The organism is Kitasatospora sp. Xyl93, from assembly GCF_055383135.1.
Window position 1 is genome coordinate 7,513,587 of the sequence record NZ_AP029185.1, and the last position, 18,508, is coordinate 7,532,094.

At 76.2% G+C, this 18,508-nt stretch carries 17 protein-coding genes; 10 read left to right on the plus strand and 7 right to left on the minus strand.

The window, feature by feature from the left end; genetic code table 11:
* Positions 1-304 precede the first annotated feature (304 nt).
* Positions 305-2,944 carry an AfsR/SARP family transcriptional regulator gene (locus ACZ5GH_RS32575; RefSeq protein WP_387753714.1) on the plus strand — a complete coding sequence of 880 codons (2,640 nt, stop codon included), beginning with the start codon at positions 305-307 and terminating at the stop codon, positions 2,942-2,944.
* 267 nt (positions 2,945-3,211) lie between these two features.
* Entirely contained in the window at positions 3,212-5,668 is a 2,457-nt protein-coding gene (locus ACZ5GH_RS32580) for an ATP-binding protein (protein ID WP_464336072.1), read from the plus strand.
* A gap of 108 nt (positions 5,669-5,776) precedes the next feature.
* On the opposite strand, the gene ACZ5GH_RS32585 is transcribed toward ACZ5GH_RS32580, so the two are convergent.
* Positions 5,777-7,069, minus strand: a complete 1,293-nt coding sequence (locus ACZ5GH_RS32585; protein WP_464336073.1) for a serine hydrolase domain-containing protein — start codon at positions 7,067-7,069, stop codon at positions 5,777-5,779.
* 352 nt (positions 7,070-7,421) lie between these two features.
* On the opposite strand from ACZ5GH_RS32585, the gene ACZ5GH_RS32590 reads away from it, so the two are divergent.
* Positions 7,422-8,318 carry an alkaline phosphatase family protein gene (locus tag ACZ5GH_RS32590; protein WP_387753706.1) on the plus strand — a complete coding sequence of 299 codons (897 nt, stop codon included), beginning with the start codon at positions 7,422-7,424 and terminating at the stop codon, positions 8,316-8,318.
* A gap of 10 nt (positions 8,319-8,328) precedes the next feature.
* Here ACZ5GH_RS32590 and ACZ5GH_RS32595 read toward each other — a convergent pair whose 3' ends face one another.
* Positions 8,329-9,702: an MFS transporter gene (locus ACZ5GH_RS32595; protein ID WP_464336074.1), complete on the minus strand. Its 1,374-nt coding sequence runs from the start codon at positions 9,700-9,702 to the stop codon at positions 8,329-8,331.
* A gap of 85 nt (positions 9,703-9,787) precedes the next feature.
* Between ACZ5GH_RS32595 and ACZ5GH_RS32600 the strand changes: the two genes are divergently transcribed.
* Complete coding sequence (locus ACZ5GH_RS32600) at positions 9,788-10,399, plus strand: MarR family winged helix-turn-helix transcriptional regulator (protein ID WP_464336075.1); 612 nt, start codon at positions 9,788-9,790, stop codon at positions 10,397-10,399.
* On the opposite strand, the gene ACZ5GH_RS32605 is transcribed toward ACZ5GH_RS32600, so the two are convergent.
* The 4 genes from ACZ5GH_RS32605 to ACZ5GH_RS32620 form a co-directional block, all read right to left on the minus strand.
* Positions 10,381-10,743 carry a hypothetical protein gene (locus tag ACZ5GH_RS32605; RefSeq protein ID WP_464336076.1) on the minus strand — a complete coding sequence of 121 codons (363 nt, stop codon included), beginning with the start codon at positions 10,741-10,743 and terminating at the stop codon, positions 10,381-10,383. The genes ACZ5GH_RS32600 and ACZ5GH_RS32605 overlap by 19 nt on opposite strands.
* A 30-nt stretch (positions 10,744-10,773) precedes the next feature.
* Positions 10,774-10,935 (minus strand): hypothetical protein, encoded by a 162-nt coding sequence (locus ACZ5GH_RS32610; protein ID WP_464336077.1) that lies wholly within the window; start codon positions 10,933-10,935, stop codon positions 10,774-10,776.
* A gap of 220 nt (positions 10,936-11,155) precedes the next feature.
* Entirely contained in the window at positions 11,156-12,223 is a 1,068-nt protein-coding gene (locus ACZ5GH_RS32615) for a trypsin-like serine peptidase (RefSeq protein WP_464336078.1), read from the minus strand.
* A gap of 145 nt (positions 12,224-12,368) precedes the next feature.
* Complete coding sequence (locus ACZ5GH_RS32620; RefSeq protein WP_387753696.1) at positions 12,369-12,851, minus strand: nuclear transport factor 2 family protein; 483 nt, start codon at positions 12,849-12,851, stop codon at positions 12,369-12,371.
* Positions 12,852-12,951: 100 nt separating this feature from the next.
* Between ACZ5GH_RS32620 and ACZ5GH_RS32625 the strand changes: the two genes are divergently transcribed.
* The 3 genes from ACZ5GH_RS32625 to ACZ5GH_RS32635 all read left to right on the plus strand — a co-directional run bounded on the left by ACZ5GH_RS32625 (position 12,952) and on the right by ACZ5GH_RS32635 (position 14,155).
* Positions 12,952-13,515, plus strand: a complete 564-nt coding sequence (locus ACZ5GH_RS32625) for a TetR/AcrR family transcriptional regulator (protein ID WP_464336079.1) — start codon at positions 12,952-12,954, stop codon at positions 13,513-13,515.
* 288 nt (positions 13,516-13,803) lie between these two features.
* Complete coding sequence (locus ACZ5GH_RS32630) at positions 13,804-13,947, plus strand: hypothetical protein (RefSeq protein WP_387753690.1); 144 nt, start codon at positions 13,804-13,806, stop codon at positions 13,945-13,947.
* Entirely contained in the window at positions 13,940-14,155 is a 216-nt protein-coding gene (locus ACZ5GH_RS32635; protein ID WP_464336080.1) for a hypothetical protein, read from the plus strand. Before ACZ5GH_RS32630 ends, ACZ5GH_RS32635 begins: the two co-directional genes overlap by 8 nt.
* 4 nt (positions 14,156-14,159) lie before the next feature.
* Here the strand turns inward: ACZ5GH_RS32635 and ACZ5GH_RS32640 are convergent, their stop codons facing one another.
* A complete protein-coding gene (locus ACZ5GH_RS32640; protein WP_464336081.1) occupies positions 14,160-15,425 on the minus strand; it encodes a DUF5685 family protein in 1,266 nt (421 codons plus the stop codon).
* A 250-nt stretch (positions 15,426-15,675) separates the two neighbouring features.
* On the opposite strand from ACZ5GH_RS32640, the gene ACZ5GH_RS32645 reads away from it, so the two are divergent.
* Genes ACZ5GH_RS32645 through ACZ5GH_RS32655 form a run of 3 tightly spaced genes read left to right on the plus strand, consistent with a single transcriptional unit; the run spans position 15,676 to position 18,504 of the window.
* Positions 15,676-16,239 carry a helix-turn-helix domain-containing protein gene (locus ACZ5GH_RS32645; RefSeq protein ID WP_387753682.1) on the plus strand — a complete coding sequence of 188 codons (564 nt, stop codon included), beginning with the start codon at positions 15,676-15,678 and terminating at the stop codon, positions 16,237-16,239.
* Positions 16,236-17,780 carry an MFS transporter gene (locus ACZ5GH_RS32650; protein WP_464336082.1) on the plus strand — a complete coding sequence of 515 codons (1,545 nt, stop codon included), beginning with the start codon at positions 16,236-16,238 and terminating at the stop codon, positions 17,778-17,780. Before ACZ5GH_RS32645 ends, ACZ5GH_RS32650 begins: the two co-directional genes overlap by 4 nt.
* Before the next feature lie 28 nt (positions 17,781-17,808).
* Positions 17,809-18,504, plus strand: a complete 696-nt coding sequence (locus ACZ5GH_RS32655) for an alpha/beta fold hydrolase (protein ID WP_387753677.1) — start codon at positions 17,809-17,811, stop codon at positions 18,502-18,504.
* Positions 18,505-18,508 lie beyond the last annotated feature (4 nt).

Consider the following 18,508-nt stretch of genomic DNA (forward strand, 5'->3'; position numbering starts at 1 on the left):
GTGGAGCAGTGTAGTGCGAGAACATGTCCGGTCCGCGCGGATCGGCCGCTCCTGCCCTCGATGGACGTGCGCGGGGCGGCCGGAGGTTGCACCGGCGGACGGGCGACCGGTGGGCGTGCAGGTTGTGCGGGCGTGCGGGCGTGCGGGCCGGCGGGTGGACCGGAAGGCCGTGTCGGACCGCCTCGGTACGGTGCCCGAGGAAGCGCCCGGCCCGGTGGGCAGGCCCCGGCCGGGCGAGGAGCGCCTGGTCGGACCTATCCTCGATCAGGCCGGGCAGTCGAGGGTGGGGGAGGGGAACGGGCGCGTGCACATCGATCTGCTCGGACCGGTGGTGGTGCGGCGGGAGGACGGGACGGCGGTGACGCCCTCGGCGCCCAAGCGCCGGGCGCTGCTGAGCGCGCTCGCCGTCCAGCTGAACCGGACGGTGACCACCGAGGAGCTGATCGAGCTGGTCTGGGAGGGCTGCGCGCCGCCCACCGCGCGGGCCGCCCTGCAGGGCCACGTCGCGGCGCTGCGCCAGCTGCTGGACGGCCCCGGGCTGGAGCTGGACACCCGAGGGTCCGGCTACCTGCTGGCCGGCGAGCCCGACCGGATCGACGTGCTGCGCTTCGGCCGGCTCTGCGAGCAGGCGGGCGTGCTGCACCCCGACCCCGCCGCCCCGTCCGGCGTGCCGGACGGCGCCTCGCCGGACCCGGCACTGCCGCTGCTGCGCGCCGCGCTGGACCTCTGGCGCGGCCCGGCGCTCGCCGACTGCGGCTCCGCCCTGCTGCGCGAGCGGACCCTCCCGTACCTGACCGACCTGCGACTGCGCGCGCTGGAACGGCTGGCCGACGGCCTGCTCCTGGCCGGCCGGGGCGGCGAGCTGGCCGCCGAGCTCGCCGGGGCGGCCGACGACCACCCGGCCCGGCAGTCGCTGGCCGCCCGGCTGGTGCGCTGCCTGGAGCAGGACGGGCGCGGCGCCGAGGCACGGGAGCGCTACGAGCGCGCGGTGGCCCGGCTCGGCCGGCCGCCCGGTCCGGAGCTGCGCCGGGCCGGCGAGCAGTCCGGCGCCCGGCACGCCGCCGACCGCCGGTTCGTCGGCCGGAGCGCCGAACTCGCCCGCCTGGACCAGGTGTTGCCCGCGGCGCGGGACGGCCGCCCGATCCTGGTCACCGGGCCCGCCGGGGTCGGCAAGACCAGCCTGGTCCGGCAGTGGACGGCCCTGCGCGGGGACGCCTACTTCCCGGACGGCGTCCTCCGCGCCGAGCTGACCGGCTTCGGCCCGGACGGGCCGCGCGAACCCGCCGAGGTGCTGGGCGAGTTCCTCACCGCCCTCGGCGACGCCCCGGACGCGCTGCCCGCCGAACCCGAGGACCGCGCCCGCCGCTACCGCGAACTGGTCGGCGGCCGCCGGATGCTGGTCGTCCTGGACGACGCCGCCTGCTACGAGCAGCTCGCCCCGCTGCTGCCCGACCCGCCGGCCACCGACAGCGAGCCCGCCCCGGTCACCGTCGTCACCAGCCGCAGCCGGCTGCGCCACGTGCTGGTCCGCACCGGCGGCATCCCGCTGCCGCTGGGCGTGCTCGGCCCCGACGAGGCCGCCGCCCTGCTCGCCCGCACCCTCGGTGCGGAGCGCACGGCCGGTGAGCCGGAGGCCGTCGCCGAACTCGCCGAGCGCTGCGACCGCCTGCCGCTCGCGCTGCGGCTGGCCGCCGCCCGGCTGGCCGCCCGGCCCGACTGGTCCGCGGCCGACCTCGCGGCCGAACTCGCCGACGAGCAGACCGGCCTGACCGCCCTCTCCGGCACCGGAACCGCCCACGGCCCGCTCGGCCTCACCACCGCGCTGGACCGGACCCACCGCACGCTGGAGCCGGACGCCGCCCGGCTGTTCACCCTGCTCGGCCTGCACCCCGGCGCGGAGATCGCCGCCGACACCGCCGCCGCCCTCGCCGACCTCCCGCCCGCCGCCACCCGCACCCTGCTGACCCGCCTCGACGCCGTCCACCTGCTGGAGGAGACCAGCCCCGGCCGGTACGCCCGGCGCGAGCTGGTCCGCCGCCACGCCGCCGCGCAGGCAGCCGAACTCCCCTGCGACGACCGGTACCTGGCCCTCGACCGGCTGATCGCCCACTACCTCGACGTCACCGCCGACTGGACGGCCGGGGGCGGCGCGGCGGCCGACGGCGAGGCGCGGGCGGCGGCCTGGTTCCGCCGCGAGGAGAGCGCCCTGCGGGCCGTGGTGCTCTGCGCCGAGCAGAAGGGCCGGGCCGCCGCGGCCTGGCAACTCGCCCACCGGACCAGCCTGTTGTACGAGGCCACCGGCCACGACCGGGCACACTGGCGGGCCGTGGTGGAGGCCGGTCTGAGCGCCGCGTACGCGGAACGGGACGAGGCGGCGGTCGCCCGCCTCGCCACCGACCTCGCCGTCCTGCACGTCGACCGCGCGGCCCACCGCACCGCCGCCGACACCCTGGAGCGGGCGGTCGAGGCCGCCGACCGGGCCGGCGACGCGGTGCTGCGCCACCACTGCCGCAGCCGGGTGGCCGCCGCCCTGCTGCGGGCCGGCCGGTACGAGCGGGCGCTGCCCATGCTCGGCGACCTGGTGGCCGCCGCCCGTACCCCGGCCACCGACCACCTGCTGGTCCGCTCGCTCACCGACCTCGCCGACGCGCTGGTCCTGGCCGGCGAGCCCGAGCCCGCCCTGCGCCACGCCGACGAGGCGGTGCGCGCGGCCACCACCCGCTCCGGCGGCGCCGAGGCCGTCCTCGCCACCCACAGCCGGGCCCGCGCGCTGCACGCCCTCGGCAACCGGGACGCCGCGCTCTCCTCGGCCCGGCTCGCCGTCGCCCTCGGCCGCACCGTCGGCGACCCGGCCCTCGAAGCCCGCTCCCACGGCCTGCTCGCCGACCTGCTGGACGCCCTCGGGCGCACGGCGGAGGGAGCGGAAGCGAGACGGCTGGCATGAGCGCCCGACGGCCGCCGGTGGCGGAAAACCGCTGTTCGACCAGCGGAACCACAGGCGGAACTATCGGCGGTTCGACTCCCGCGGAACCGCCCCCGGCCGGCCGCCCCGCCCGGGTGCGGCTCTCCTGACCTGGGCGGATACCCTGGAGGAGGGCCGGGTACGAGGAAGTTGTCCGGCCGGGCATACTTCTGCCTGGGACGAACCGCCGCAGGCGGCTCCAGGCAGAAGTGCGGAACTGCGCAGGACCGAACGAGTGGGGGGCGGGGCATGACGGCCGGGGGCGGCACGGACACGGACACCAACGGGTTCAGCCGTCTGCTGGCCGGGCACCGGGTGGCGGCGGGCCTGACCCAGGAGGAGCTCGCCGCGTCCGCCGGGGTCAGCCTGCGCGCCCTCGGGGACATGGAGCGCGGCCGCACCCGCGGACCGCAGCGGCGCACCGTACGGGCCCTGGCCGAGGCGCTCGGGCTGGACGATCCGCAGGCCGAGGCGCTGGACCGGGCCGCCCAGTCCGGCCGCCCGCGCGGGGTGCGGCCCGGCCCGGTGCCCGCCGGGAGCCCCGCCCGGCCCCGCGGCTCCGCCCCGCGCGAGAGCGTCGTGGGCGAGGACACCCTCCTCGGGAACGCCGTCGTCGGGAACACCGCCGGCCAGGAGCCCGTGGGGCAGGACGCCGCCGGCCGGGACGCGGACCCGGACGCGCCGCGCGCCGACGCCCCGTCGGCGGTCCCCGCCGAGGCCGGTCAGAGCGCCCTCGCGCTGCCCCGCGACATCGCCGACTTCACCGCCCGCGAGGAGGCCCTCGCCCTGCTCGCCCGGATGGCCGAGGACGAGCGTCCGAGCCACCCGCGCGTGGTGCTGGTCAGCGGTCAGCCCGGCCTCGGCAAGACCTCCTTCGCCCTGCACGCCGCCCACGCCCTGGCCGAGCGCTTCCCGGACGGTCAGCTCTCCCTGGACCTCGGCGGCATGTCCCCGCAGCCGCTGCCCGCCCGCGACGCGCTCGGCCAGGTGCTGCGCGCCCTGGGCGTCGCCGACGCCGCGGTTCCCGCCGGGACGGAGGAGCGGGCCGGGCTCTACCGGGCACTGGTCCGCGAACGGCGGCTCGTGCTGGTGCTGGACAACGCCGCCGACGAGAGCCAGGTGCGGCCGCTGCTGCCCGGCTCCGGCCCGGCCGTGACCATCGTGACCAGCCGCAACCTGCTGCCCGGCCTGGAATCGGTGCACCGGCTGAACCTGGACGTGCTCTCCCCGGCCGAGGCGGCCGCCCTGCTGGCCCGGATCGCCGGCCGGGAGCGGATCGAGGCCGCGCCCGACGCCACCGCCGAGCTGGCCGGGCTCTGCGGCTACCTGCCGCTCGCGCTGCGGATCGCCGGGCAGCGGCTGGTCGCCCGCCCGCAGCAGCCGGTCGCCCACCTGGTGCGCCAGCTCGCCGCCGAGGAGAACCGGCTGGACCTGCTGGAGACCGGCGACCTGGCCGTCCGCCCGGCCTTCGAGCTGTCCTACCGGCGCCTGCCCGCCGAGTCCCAACTGGTCCTCCGGCGCTGCGCGTTGACCGCGGGGAAGGACTTCACCGCGGAGATCGCCGCGGCCTACGCCGGCCGGTCGGCGGCCCGCACCGAGCTGGTGCTGGAGCAGCTCGTCGACGCCGGGCTGATGCAGGCGGCCACCCCGGACCGCTACCGGCTGCACGACCTGGTGCGGCTCTACGCGGGCGAGCGGCTGGCCGCCGACGAGACCGCCGAGGAACTGGCCGAGGCCCGCACCAGGGCCGGCCGCTGGATCCTCGGCCGGGCGGCCGAGTTCGGGCTGCGGTTCGACCCCGACCACGCCGCGGACGACACCGGCACCGGCGGCTCCGCGCCCGCGTACCTCACCGAGGCCGCCGCCTGGCTGGAGTACGAGCACCCGGAGTGGCTGGCCGCCCTGCACCAGGCGCAGCAGGCCGGCCGGTACCGGGAGGTGGTGGACACCGCCGAGGCGATGCACTGGTTCTCCGACCGGCTGCTGAGCTGGGGCATCTGGGCCGAGGTGTTCCACCTCTCGGTGGACGCCGCCCGCGCGATCGGGGACACCCGGGTCGAGGCGGTGCACGTCAACTACCTGGCCTGGACGTACGTCACCTGCCTGCACCGCTACCAGCGCGGCATCGAACTGGCCACCGAGGGGCTGGAGCTGGCCCGCGCGGTCGGCGACCGGGAGCAGCAGGGCTGGGCGCTCACCTACCTCGCCTCGGGCCTGCGCTACCTGCAGCGGCACCGCGAGGCCACCGACGCCTTCCACCGGGCGGCGGACGCCTTCGCCGAGGTCGCCAACCGCTCGGCGATGATCGGCCGGCTGGTCACCCTGCGGGGCGCCGCCAACTGCCTGCGGGAGTCCGGCCGGGCCGAGGAGGCGGTGGAGTCGCGCCGCCGGGCCCTGGCCGGGACGCTGGAGCTGGTGGAGCGCTGGTCCTCGCCGCTGATCCACATGCTGGCGGCCATGACCGCGCACGAACTCGGCCTGGACCGCGCGGCGCTGAAGCGCTGGCCGGCCGCCGAGAAGGCCTACCGGCAGGCCCTGGTTCACTTCGAGGCGGTGGGCCGCCCGGACAGCATGACCAAGACGCTGACCGAGCTGGGCACCGCGCTGATCGAGCAGGGCCGCGCCGAGGAGGCCCGCGAGCTGCTCACCGAGGCGCTCACCGACCTGAGCGCGGAGGGCCCCCGCTCGGCGGGCGCCCGGCACTGACCGGCGTCGCACGGGGGCCGCTCCGCAGGGGGAGTGCCCCGCACGGGGACCGCGCCCGCCCCCGGTCGGGACCGGGAACGGGCGCGGCGTGGAAGGCCGTACGGCCGGTCAGATCCGGGTGTCCTCCACCACGGGCAGCGAGTTCACCGGCAGCGCGTCGGCCGGCGGCGCGTCGACCGGGGCCGAGGACGGCGCGAAGGCCGTCTTCGGGGCGACGGCGGGTTGCTTGCCGCAGAAGGCCGGCTCCAGGGTGTTCATCAGCCCCTGCGTCACCGCGCCGTTGTTGGAGGCGTTGGCGAAGACCACCACGCTGCGCCGCCCGTCCGGGGTGGTGAAGGACTGGCTGTTGAAGCCCTGGACGATGCCGCCGTGGCCGTAGACGTCCCCGCAGGAGAGCGAGATGCGGCGCAGGCCCAGGCCGTAGGAGATCTTCGCGGTGGGCGTGGGCAGGGCGGCGGTCATCTGCTGCAGCGAGGCGTCCGAGACCAGCCCGCCGTCGCCGCCGGCCATCAGCGCGGAGAGGAAGCGGTCCATGTCCTCGGCGGTGGAGATGACGGCTCCGGCGCTCCACACCCAGGAGCCGGTCTGCTCGGTGGAGTCCAGCAGCGGCTTGGCGCGGTCGTCGTTGGTGAGGTAGCCGGTGACGTGGGCGCCGCGGATCTCCCGGTCGGGCACGACGAAGGAGGTCCCGCGCAGGCCGAGCGGCTGGATGATCCGCTCGTTCAGCACCTCCGGGAACGGCTGGCCGGTGAGGTGCTCGACCGCCAGGCCCATCAGCACGTAGTCGGTGTTGGAGTAGGAGTAGCGGCTGCCGGGGGTGTACTGCACGCCGTGCCTGACCGACATCGCCACCAGCTCGCGCGGGTCGTACACCGTGTTGCGGATGCGCGCCTCGAACGCGCTGGTGGTCTCCTCGCCGGCCTGCTCCAGCAGGTCGTTGGTGTGGTCGAAGATCCCGGCCCGGTGCTCCAGCACCTGGCGGCCGGTCATCGTCCAGCCCTCCGGCAGGGTGCCCTCGGGCAGGTACTCCCGCAGCGGCCGGTCGAGGTCGATCCGGCCCTCCTGCACCAGCTGCATCACGAGAACGGCGGCGAACATCTTGCTGTTGCTGCCGACCCGGAACCTCCACGAGGAGTTCATCGGGGTCCCGTCCAGGTCGGCCAGGCCGACGCTGACCGAGCGGGTCCGCTCGACGGCACCGTGGTCGCGGATCACCGCGAAGGCGCCCGGGGCGCCGGCCGTGGTGGTGGCCTGCAGGGCGGTGCGCACACCGGCGAGGTCGGGGGCGGCCGCGTCGGTGGTGTCCTGGCCGGCGGCCGCGGCGGGCAGTGCACCGGTCGCCACCAGGACCGCGCCGGCGGCGGCCACCGCGAGCGGGCGCAGAAGGCTGGTCTTCGCCATGTTCCTCGGTTCTCTCGTCAGCTGACGCGGCGTCGGACCGCGCCGTTCGAAGATCACTATCACCGGCCGGGGCGGGGATGGCAATGTGAACCGGTTCGCCCGCATTTCCCGTTGTCGGTGGTGGTTTCGACGGTCTCACCGTCCGTTTTCCGCTCCGGGGCCAAGGTTTCACCTTCCGACGGCTACCGACGTCAGGCGGCACGCCCCATGCTGTTCGGGCGCCGCCGCGCACTCCGGTGCGCTCGCCCCACCGGCTTCCCCCTCACCGACCACGGAGCCTCCCCTCCCGACGGCAGGCACCTCCGCTCCCGCACCCCGGCTCGCCGGGCCGTCTCCTACCCGAGGAATTGTCATGACTTCGACCACGAAGCCCCTGAACCCCCGCTCCCGCCGGACCGCGACCGCGATCGGCTCCGCCGTCGCCCTGGTCGCCGCCTCCGCCGGCTTCTGGGCCGCCACCGCCACCACCGCCCGGGCCGCCGCGCTGCCCACGCCCGACCACATCGTCGTCGTGGTGATGGAGAACCACGCCTACACCCAGGTCATCGGCAGCAGCAGCGCCCCGTACATCAACAACACCCTGAAGGCGGGCGGCGCCAACCTCACCCAGTCCTACGGCATCACCCACCCGAGCGAGCCGAACTACTACGCGCTGTTCTCCGGCTCCACCCAGGGCCGCGTCGACGACAGCTGCGTGAAGGTCGGCGGCTTCCAGAGCGCCAACCTCGCCTCCGAGGTCATCGCCGCCGGCAAGACCTGGGCCAGCTACAACGAGTCCCTGCCCGGCGAGGGCAGCACCGTGTGCAGCAGCGGCAGCTACGCCCAGAAGCACAACCCGTGGTTCGGCTTCGGCAACGTCCCGCTCAGCTCGGCGAAGACCTTCGCCCAGTTCCCGACCGACTACACCACCCTGCCGAACGTCTCCTTCGTGGTGCCGAACCTCTGCAGCGACATGCACGACTGCTCGGTCGGCACCGGCGACACCTGGATCAAGAACAACCTGGGCGGGTACGCCGCCTGGGCCCGGACCCACAACAGCCTGCTGGTCGTCACCTTCGACGAGGACAACAAGCTGTCCGGCAACCGCATCCCGACCGTGGTCTACGGCGCCCACGTGACGCCCGGCAGCAGCAGCGCCACCACCTACAACCACTACGACGTGCTGCGGACCCTGGAGGACCTGGCCGGCACCACCGGCCACGCGGGCAACGCGGCCTCCGCCGCCGACATCACCGGCATCTGGAACTGAGCCGCGGTGATCAGGCCCTGACCCCGGTCTGATCCTGGTTCGGATCCTCGGCCGGCGTCCGACCCGGGGCCTGATCCGAGGCCCGATCCGGGGCCTGAGCGCGAGCCCGGGCCGGTGGCCGTTCGGTCACCGGCCCGGGTGCCGTCCCGGCCGTGGCTCCGGCCTCGGCTCCGGTCGCGGTCGCGGTCGCCGGGCGGTCGCCGTACCGCCGGACGCCCGGCACCGCCGCCGTGCCCGCGCAGACCAGCGTCACCAGCCCCGCCGCCACCAGCAGCGGCGCCCGGCTGCCCCAGGCGTCGGCGGCCAGCGGCGCCAGGACGTACCCGAGCGGGGCGCCGGCCAGCGAGAGCAGCCAGTCGTACGAGGTGACCCGGGCCAGCACCCCGGGCGCGAACTCCTGCTGGACCACCGTCTGCCAGACCGGGTTGAGGAACCCCAGCCCGGCCAGCGCCACCCCGTGGGCGGCCACCGCGACCGGCGCCGGGGCCGGCAGGGCGAGCGCGAGCAGCGGCAACCCGTACAGCGCGAGGGCGAGGTTGCCGGCCAGTACCGGGCGGCGGGGCCGCAGCCGTCCGGCGACCAGCGAGCCGGCCAGCAGGCCCACCGCGCCCGCCTGGGTCAGCGCCACCCAGACACCGTCACCGCCGAGCCGGGTGGCGGCGATCAGCGGGCCGAGGGTGAGCAGCACCGCGTTCGCGGCGTTCCACGTCCCGTGGGCGATCAGGCTCGTCCAGTACCAGTTCCGGGAGCGCACCTCGCTCCAGCCCTCGGCGAGGTTGCGGCGCAGCGAGCGCGGTTCGACGGGGAGGCGGTCCACCCGGAGCCGGGTGAGCAGGGCGGCGCTCAGCACGAAGGTGGCGCCGTCCAGCACGAACGCCCAGCCGGGGCCGGCGGTGTACACCAGCAGTCCGGCGAGCGCCGGGCCGCCGAACCGGGCGGCGGCGGTCGCGGAGCCGAGCAGGGCGTTGGCGCGCAGCCGCAGCTCGCCCTGGACGGTGGCCGCGACGAGCGGCGCGGCGGTGGGCATGGCGAAGGCGGAGGCGATGCCGCCGACCGCCGAGGCGATCGCGATGTGCGGCAGGCTCGGGTGGCCGCCGAGCAGCTCCAGGCCGACCAGCAGCTGGGCGACGGCCCGGACCAGGTCGGTGACGAGGGCGACCAGGCGCGGGTCGAAGCGGTCCCCGACCACGCCGCCGAGCGGCAGCAGGAACAGCCTCGGCACCATCGCGCAGCCCAGGACGAGGCCGAGCGCGCCGGCGGAGCCGGTGGCGCGGGTGATGGCGATGGCCAGGGCGGCGGGGACGACGGCGTCGCCGAGGGTGGAGAGCGTTCGGCCGATGAAGAGCAGGCGGAAGCCGCTCAGGCTCAAGGGGTGTCGTGTCACGGGCCGCAGCTTATTTCGGTGACGAAATTTCGGCAACGAATATTTTGGTGACGTCAGTTCTGCCGCGGGTTTGTACACTCCTCCCATGGCCGAGCACCCTTCCGAGCAGCGCACTCCGTCCCGCGACCGGGCGGAGCGCCGCGATCGGACGGAGCCCGGCGAGCGGACGGAGCCTCGCGACCGGACGGGGCCCCGTGGTCAGGCGCAGCGCCGCGACTGGACGGACGGCCACGTCGAGCGCTGGCAACCGGCGCTGCCCGGCCTGGACCCCGACATCGAGGCCGCCGTCACCCGGATGTCCCGGCTCACCCGCCACCTCGGCCGAGTCCGCGAACAGGGCGTCGCCGACTACGGCCTGCACAAGCACGAGTTCGACACCCTGCACGTGCTCGCCGGCCGCGGCGGCCACGCCGCCCCCTCCGACCTCCGGGCCGACCTCGACCTCGCCCCGGCCTCGGTCACCGGCCGGCTGGAGACCCTGGAGCGGCGCGGCTTCGTCCTGCGCTCGCCGTCCACGGAGGACCGCCGCAAGGTCGACATCGTGCTGACCGACGCCGGGCGCGCCGCCTGGCGGGAGGCCCTGGACGTGGTCGGTCGGGAGGAGCGGCGGCTGCTGGGCGTGCTGTCCGCGGACGAGCGGCGCACGCTGGCCGACCTGCTGCGGAAGGTGATGCTCGCTCAGGACGACGTGGGGTAGCCCCGCCCGTCCCCGGCGGCCGGGGTCGACCCGCGGCGCCCGTCCCCGGTGTCCACGGGGACGGGCGGTTCGGCCTCGTGCCGGTGCCGGACGGCGTGGCGGCCCGGCCCGGGACGGGCGGGGCTGCCCGGTGCCGGCGATCCCCCGTGGCAGGACGACGTGCCGCGGTTCGCGCCGACCGACCACGGGCGCAGCGCCGACTGCGCGCTGGAACGCCGGTGCTCGGTGTGCGGGCTGTTCGTGGAGCGCGGCCCGGTGTGGCGGGTGGTCGGCGCCGCCGAGAGCGCGGCGACCGCCGGGGCGCTCGCGGCGGGGCAGCCGTACCGCAACCTCGCGCCCGCCATGGCGGGCCCCGGCCACCGGGCCTGCATGCTCTACGCCGCCATGGTCTGCCCGTACCTGGCGCGCCCCGACGCCCGGCGGCGGGCGAGCGCCGGGGAAGCGGCCGACGAGCGGGCCTCGGCCGCCGTCCGGGGTGCGGCGCGCGGCGGTACGGGCGCGGTGGTCGGGTTCGGCGACCACGAGTACGCGGCCACCGAGACCCGGGTGCTGTTCCGTTTCCCGGACCTGGTCGGGTTCCTGCCGCACGAGTCGGCCGACGAGCACCTGGCGGAGCTGCGCGCACGGTTGGCGAAGACCTCGTGGGCCCGGTGGGCGCCGTGGTCCCGGCCGGGCCGGACCGCCCGGGTCGGACTGCCGGGGCGGACCGCGTGGCCCGCCCCGGCAGTCCGACCCGGGCGGGTCACACCGGCGGGGTCAGACCGCCCGGGACTGCGCCCAGTCGTGGAGCCGGTGGGCGCTGTCACCGAGGCGGGTGGCGTACAGGGTGCCCGCCGGGCCGCCGGCGAGCTCGTCGGTGGTGGTGGTGACGCCGACGACGGTGCCCGTCCCGGTGGCGGGGTCGAAGCGGGCGAAGTGGGGGCCGCCGCTGGCCCCGTGCGACATGTCGCAGGGCCCGCCCCACAGCAGCGGGGCCTTGGGCCCGGGCCGGGCCGGACCGGCGCAGTGGATCATGCGCGAGCCGGTGTACCTGCCGCTGGGATCGTTCAGCCGGTCCTTGGGGTACCCGAAGGCGTGGGTGAACTCGCCCTCGGCGGGCGGGGCGAACGCGATCCGCTGGCTCCCGGTGACGTCCGCGACCCGCCGCCCGTCGGCCGACCGGTTCGCCACCAGCACGCCGGTGTCGAAGCCGGCCACGGCGACGTCGTCCGACCGGGTGCCGCCCGGATCGGCGTCCCAGCGGGAGGAGGTGGCCATGGACCTGATGGTGAAGCCGCCGAGCGGCTTGGTGCCGTTGCGGTAGCCGGGCACGAAGTAGAGGTTGTGGTTCCAGGTGTCGTCGGTCGCGGGCGCCCCGACGCCCCGCAGGCAGTGCGCCGCCGTGACGAGGGTGCTGCGGTTCGCGCCGGTGACGACCGTCGCGGTGCAGCTGCCGTCGTAGCCGTCGGAGAAGGTGAAGAAGAGCCGCCCGACGCTCCGGTCCACCGCTCCGCCGTGGGTCCAGACGGACCCGGGGTCCGGGGTGTCGGCGGGCAGCGGCCGGGGGTCGTCGGGCGTGTCGTCGTCCTCGGGCACGGGGGTGATCTCGGGGACCATGGCGCCCGCTAGCTTCATCCGGCCGGGCGTCCAGTAGGCGTCGATCCGGGCGCGCTCCTGCGCGGTGGTGGCGCCGGAGTGCGTCGTGACGGTGTCCCGCTCGGCGGCGACGGCGGCGCTCGGCAGCAGCACCGCCGCCGTGGTCGCACTCAGCAGGAGGGCGCTCACGGCGGCGATCCCGCGGGGCAGGGCGCGGCCGGTGGTTGGGGTTCCAGGTGTCTTCGGCATGTGCGGCACGGTAGGCGCGGGACGTCAGGATCGTGTGTGGGCCGCGTCTCGGCCGGCCGTCGGGAGGATCAGCTTCCGGTAACGGCGTCTCGGCCGGGTATCGGTCGCCGCCGCCCCGGCGGCGGCCCCGGACCGGCGTCCGGGATCAGAGGCCGAGTTCGGTGAGGCCGGGGTGGTCGTCGGGGCGGCGGCCGAGCGGCCAGTGGAACAGCCGCTCGTCGGGGGTGATCGGCAGGTCGTTGATGGAGGCGTGCCGGTGGGCCATCAGGCCGTCGCGGTCGAACTCCCAGTTCTCGTTGCCGTAGGAGCGGAACCAGCGGCCGGCCTCGTCGTGCCACTCGTAGGCGAAGCGGACCGCGATGCGGTCGCCGCCGTACGCCCAGAGCTCCTTGACCAGGCGGTAGTCCAGCTCGCGCTGCCACTTGCGGGTGAGGAAGTCGGCGATCCGCTCGCGGCCGGTGACGAACTCGGAGCGGTTGCGCCAGCGGCTGTCCGGCGTGTAGGCGAGGGCGACCCGCCGGGGGTCGCGGGTGTTCCAGGCGTCCTCGGCGGCCCGGACCTTCAGGCGGGCGGTCTCGTCGGTGAACGGGGGCAGGGGCGGGCGCTGCGCGGTGCCGGTCTCGGGCATGGGTGCTCCTCGGAATGGGTGCTCCGCCGGTGAGAACGATCGTTCTCATCGCTGTGGCTACGATAGGAGAACCATCGTTCTCACGCAAAGGGCACGGAAGATGGAGCAGGAAGACCCCCGGACCCGGATCCTCGACGCGGCCGAGGAGCTGTTCTACGGCCAGGGCATCCAGGCCGTCGGCATGGACGCCGTCCGGGCCGCCTCCGGCATGACCATGCGCCGCCTCTACCAGCACTTCCCGTCCAAGGGAGAGCTCGTCGAGGCCTACCTGCTGCGCCGCGACGGCCGCTGGCGGGCGAGCCTCGCCGGGTACGTCTCGCGCACCGGGGGCTCCCCCCGGGAGCAGCTGCTCGCGGTCTTCGACTGGCTCGGCCGGTGGTTCGCCGAACCCGGCTTCCGGGGCTGCGCCTTCGTCAACTCGCTCGGCGAACTGGGCGCCGTCAGCCCCGCGGTGGTGGCCGCCGCCCGGCACCACAAGGCGGAGTTCGGTGGCTACCTCGCGGCCCTGGCCGAAGCCGCCGGAGCCCCGCCCGCCACGGCCGTCCACCTGACCCTGCTGGCCGAGGGCGCGATCACCAGCGCCGCCGTGCACGGCGATCCGACGGCCGCGGCCGACGCCCGGGAGGCCGCCCGGGTGCTGCTGGAGGCGCTGCCCGCCCGGTAGCGCGGTGATCCGGCAGTCCGGAGCGCGGCAGCGAGGCGACGCCCCCGGAGGCCGCGAGCCGCCCGGCGGTCCCGGTGCCGATGCCGACCGTCCGGCCTGCCTCGGTCAGCAGGGCCACCGGGGCCACCAGGGTCACCGGGGCCACCGGGCGGGGGAGTTCCGGTGTCGGGCGGTGCTGATGGAGCGTCATGGAGCGCGAGCGTCACGGGCCGAACCGCAGGCGGCACGTGCTTTTCGCCCGAACGCGCGTTTATCGCCCATTGATCGACAGCGCCTAGCCTCGGACGCATGGACGAGAGAGCGGCCGAGCGGCCGGGGGCGTTGCCCGAGGGGCGGATGACGGAGCAGGACACCGAGCGGTTCCGGCAGTTGCTGGCGCGGCTGGAGGACTCGCTGGCGGTGGACCGGAAGGCGGCGGGGCGTGATGCCTGAGTGCGTCGAGCTGGGCCCGCCGGCGGTGCTGCCGGTGCCGGTGCTGCCGCTGTGGCGGCGCGCCGAGGCCGAGGGGTACCGGGACGCGGACCGGCCCGGGGTGCTGCGGGGGCACCCCGGGCCGGTGGTGGCCGGTCGGGTCGGCCAGGTCGGCCAGGTCGGCCGGTCCGGTCAGGACGGGAGCGCCGGCGCGGAGCCGGCGGGCTGACCGGTCAGCAGCTGCAGTCGCAGCAGCAGCCGTCGCAGCAGTCGCACCCGTCGCAGCAGTTGCAGCAGTCGCCGCAGCCGCTGCAGTCGGGGCAGTTGCCGCACTCGCAGCAGTCGTGCCGTTCGCAGAAGCCCTGGCGGCGCTCGCGGGAGAACGGGTCCTCGTGGTCGCAGCAGAGCAGCTGGCAGGTGCAGGCCATCAGCGCCCACATCGCGCACCCGGCGAGCAGGTTGCGCGGGTTCGGCGGCTTCTGGCCGGGCGGGCTGAAGCCGGGGCCCTGCGGCACCCACGGCGGGACGGGCGCCTGGTTCGGGTCCTGGCCGGGCGGTGCGTGGTGCGGCGGCGCCTGGTGCGGGTGTTCGCCGGTGGCGGTGCCCGGCGCGTCCGGGCGGCGGCAGCTCGCGGTGTGCCGGGCCTGGCCGAAGACCCGGTCGACGGCCCGCTCGGTCTCGTGCGCGAGCAGCACGTGCACCAGGGCGCGGTCGGTCAGCTCGACCTCGCGCAGCGCGAGCCGGATGCCGTGGACGGCGTCGCGGCAGAGCCGCTCGGCCTCGGCGCGGTCGGTGCCGGTGGCGGTCAGCGGGTTCCAGGCGCCCGAGGCCGCGTCGGCCGCCTGGTCCTCGGCGGCGTCGAGGAGGTGGGCGAGCCGGCCGAACAGCCGCCCGGCCTCGGCCAGCGGGGCGGCGTTGCCGGGGCGCCCGGCGATCACGGCGGTGTGCGCGAAGGCGGCCGAGGTGGCGGTCTCGGTGGGCTCGGTGACCAGCAGGACGGAGCCGCCGGGCCGCAGCGAGCGCTCCAACTCGCCCTGCCGGGAGGCCGCGTCGAGCAGCACGGCGGTGTCGAAGCCGATGGCCGAGGCGCTGCCCGCGCTCTGCCGGTCCCAGCGCCGGGTGACGGCCCTGGCCCCGGCGGCGACCGGGCGGCGGGCGAAGACGCCGTCGCGGTCCTCGACGTGGTCGCGGATCTTGACCGAGGCGAGCGCCAGCGAGACGGCGGCGGCGAGCCGGGCGCCCTCGCCCTTGGCGACGGAGGCGGTCCGCATGCCGCGCAGCGGGCACGGCCCGGCGGTGCGGCGCCAGGAGGCGTCCTCCTGGGCGGCCTGGGCCTCGACCAGCACGGAGATGATCAGACCGTCGTAGTTCGTCGCTGTCCGGGCGAGCTGTCCGTGGTCGTCCCGCAGTGCGAGGCAGAGCCCGCACAGGTGGGCCATCCAGGAGGTCTGCAAGCGCTCGGACAATCGGTGCCTGCACGGTTTGATGATGCCGAACACGCTGGTCCCCCTCGCCTCACGGGCCGCCGACCGGCCCCGATTCGCCGCACATCATATGATCAGCGCCCGTTTCGGGCCGAGCACCCGTCAAACCGTGACCCGGCGGCCGACGGCGGCCCGGCCGCGGCCCGCACCCCGGCCCGGGCGCCGCGTACGCCGGGGTGCGGCAGCCGGAGGGAGGCCTCCGGTGGTCGGAGTCCCGCGCCCGACCCCGATGAGTGGATCTCATATCCGGGATAGCATCGCGGATATGGGAATCGAAACGGCCGCCGACGAGCGGCTGGCGCAGCGGCTCGCCGAGCTGAGGCTGGAACGCGGATGGACCCTGGAGGAGTTGGCACGGCTGGCGGACGTCAGCCGGTCGACGCTGTCCCGGGTGGAGCGGGCCGAGGTCAGCCCGACGGCCGCGCTGCTCGGCCGGCTGTGCGCCGTGTACGGGCGGACCATGTCGCGGCTGCTCGCCGAGGTGGAGTCCGGCCCGGCCCGGCTGGTGCGGGCCGGGGAGCAGCAGGTCTGGCGGGACGGGACGACCGGGTTCGTCCGCCGCTCGGTCTCGCCGCCGCACGGCTCGCTGCGGGCGGAGATCATCGAGGGCCGGCTGCCGGCCGGTGCGGACATCGCCTACGACCGCGCCTGCACGCCCGGCCGGGAGCACCACCTCTGGCTGTTCGAGGGGAACCTGGAGCTGACCGTGGACGGCGAGCCGCAGCCGCTCGGCCCCGGCGACTGCCTGCGCTACACCGGCGGCACCAGCCGCTTCCGCAGCCTCGGCCCGGAGCAGGCCCGCTACGCGCTGGTGGTGGTCGAGCCGTGAGCGCCGCCACCGGGCCGATAGCCGACGAGCCCGACGAGGCCGAGGAGCTCCAGCAGCCCGACGAGCCCGGAAAGCCCGGGGAGGCCGAGGGGCCCAAGGAGCGCTTCGACGCCGCCGGGCGCCGGGTCCTGCTGGTCTGCGTCGCGGGCGGCTTCACCACCCTGCTCGACCAGTCCGTCCTCAACACCTCCATCCCCGCCCTGCGCGAGACCCTGCACGCCGGCCCCGCCGACCTCCAGTGGATCGTCGCCGGCTACTCGCTCGCCTTCGGCCTCGCGCTGATCCCCGGCGGGCGGCTGGGCGACGTCAAGGGCCGCAAGTGGTTCTTCGTCACCGGCCTCGCCCTGTTCACCCTGGTCAGCCTGGTCTCGGCGACCGCCATCGAGCCCGGGGTGCTGATCGCCGCCCGGCTGCTCCAGGGCGCGGGCGCCGGCCTGGTCAACTCCCAGATGATCGGCACCCTCCAGGACGTCTTCGACGGGCAGCTGCGGGCCCGCGCCCTCGGCATGTACGCCGTCACCGGCGGCCTCGCCTTCGCCCTCGGCCCGCCGGTCGGCGGCGCCGTGCTGGCCCTGGCCGGCCCCGAGGACGGCTGGCGGCTGACCTTCCTGCTCAACGTCCCCTTCGGCCTGGCCACCGTCGCCCTGGCGGTCCGTCACCTGCCGAGGCCCCGCCCCAGCGCCCGGCACGCGGACCTCGACATCCTCGGCCTGCTGCTGGTCGGGGCGCTCACCCTGGCCCTGATGCTGCCCTTCGTCCGGCCGCCCGGCTGGGCGGGCTGGCTCGCCTTCGCGGCCGCCGCCCTGCTGCTGCTCGGCGCGCTCGCCTGGTGGCAGCGCCGCTACGCCCGCAGCGGCGGCCACCCGCTGATCCACCCGGCCCTCACCCGCTCCGCGCCGTACGCGCTCGGGACGGCCACCGCGATGGCCCAGTTCGGCTCCTCGCTCGCCGCCTCGCTGGTCCTGACCATGTTCCTCCAGGACGGCCTGGGCCTCTCCCCGATGGGCGCCGCCCTGGTCGCGCTGCCCTCCGCCGTGGCCATGGGCGTGGCCTCCGCGCTCGCCTGGCGGGTCGTCCAGCGCTTCGGCCGACGCACCGTCACCGCCGGGATGGTCGGCTCCGCGCTCGCCATGCTGCTCAGCGGACTGCTCGCGCACTGGGCGCCCGCCGCCGTCCTGCCCTGGCTGCTGGCGCTGCTGCAACTGCTCGCCGGTGCCTCGGTCGGCCTGATGGGCTCCACCAACCAGGCGTACGTGCTGCGCCACGCGCCCGCCGAGGCGGCCGGGGTGGGCGGGGCGATCTTGCAGATGGCCCAGCGGATCGCGGCGGCCGTCGCGATCTCGGCCCTGTCCGGGGTCTACCTGCGGGAGACCGCCGCGGGCGGCGGGCACCGCTCGGCCTATCTGACGGCGAGCGCGGTGTGCGCCGCGGTGGCCGGGCTGGCCGTCCTGGCCTCGGTGTTCGCCGGCCGGGCCACGGCGCGGGAACAGCGCGAGGGCGAACCGGCCGCGATGAGCCGAGGGCGAACGCCGGTCCGCTAGCCGGTGGTCGGTGCGTACCGTGGCGGGCATGACCCACGACGTACGGAACCTGACCGTGGACCTGCCCGAGGTGACGCTCGCCTACCGCGAGAGCGGCCGGACCGGCGGCCCGCCGCTGGTCCTGCTGCACGCCCTCGGCGAACGCGCCGCCGACTGGGACACCGTCCTGCCCGACCTCGCCCCCGGCCACCACGTGTACGCGCTCGACCTGCGCGGCCACGGCGACAGCGCCCGCACCGCCTCCTACTCGGTGGAGGCGATGCGGGACGACGTGCTGGCCTTCCTCGACGCCCTCGGGCTCGCCCGGGTCGACCTGGTCGGCCACTCGATGGGCGGCGTGGTCGCCTACCTGCTCGCCCAGGCCGCGCCGGAGCGGATCGACCGGCTGGTCCTGGAGGACATCGCCGCGCTGTACCCGCGCCCGGCCGGCCCGCTGCCCGAGGAGCCGGACCCGGCGGTGCACTTCGACTGGGCGATGGTCCGGGCGGTCAAGGCCCAGTTCGACGACCCCGACCCGGCCTGGCGGGAGGGGCTGGCCCGGATCACCGCCCGCACCCTGGCGGTGGCCGGCGGGCCGACCAGCCACGTCCCGCAGGAGCGGATCGCCGAACTCGCCCGACGGATCCCGGACTGCCGCCTGGTCACCGTCGAGGCCGGGCACCTGGTGCACGGTGCCCGGCCCGCCGAGTTCGTCGCCGCGGTGGCGCCGTTCCTGGCCCGTTGAGCCG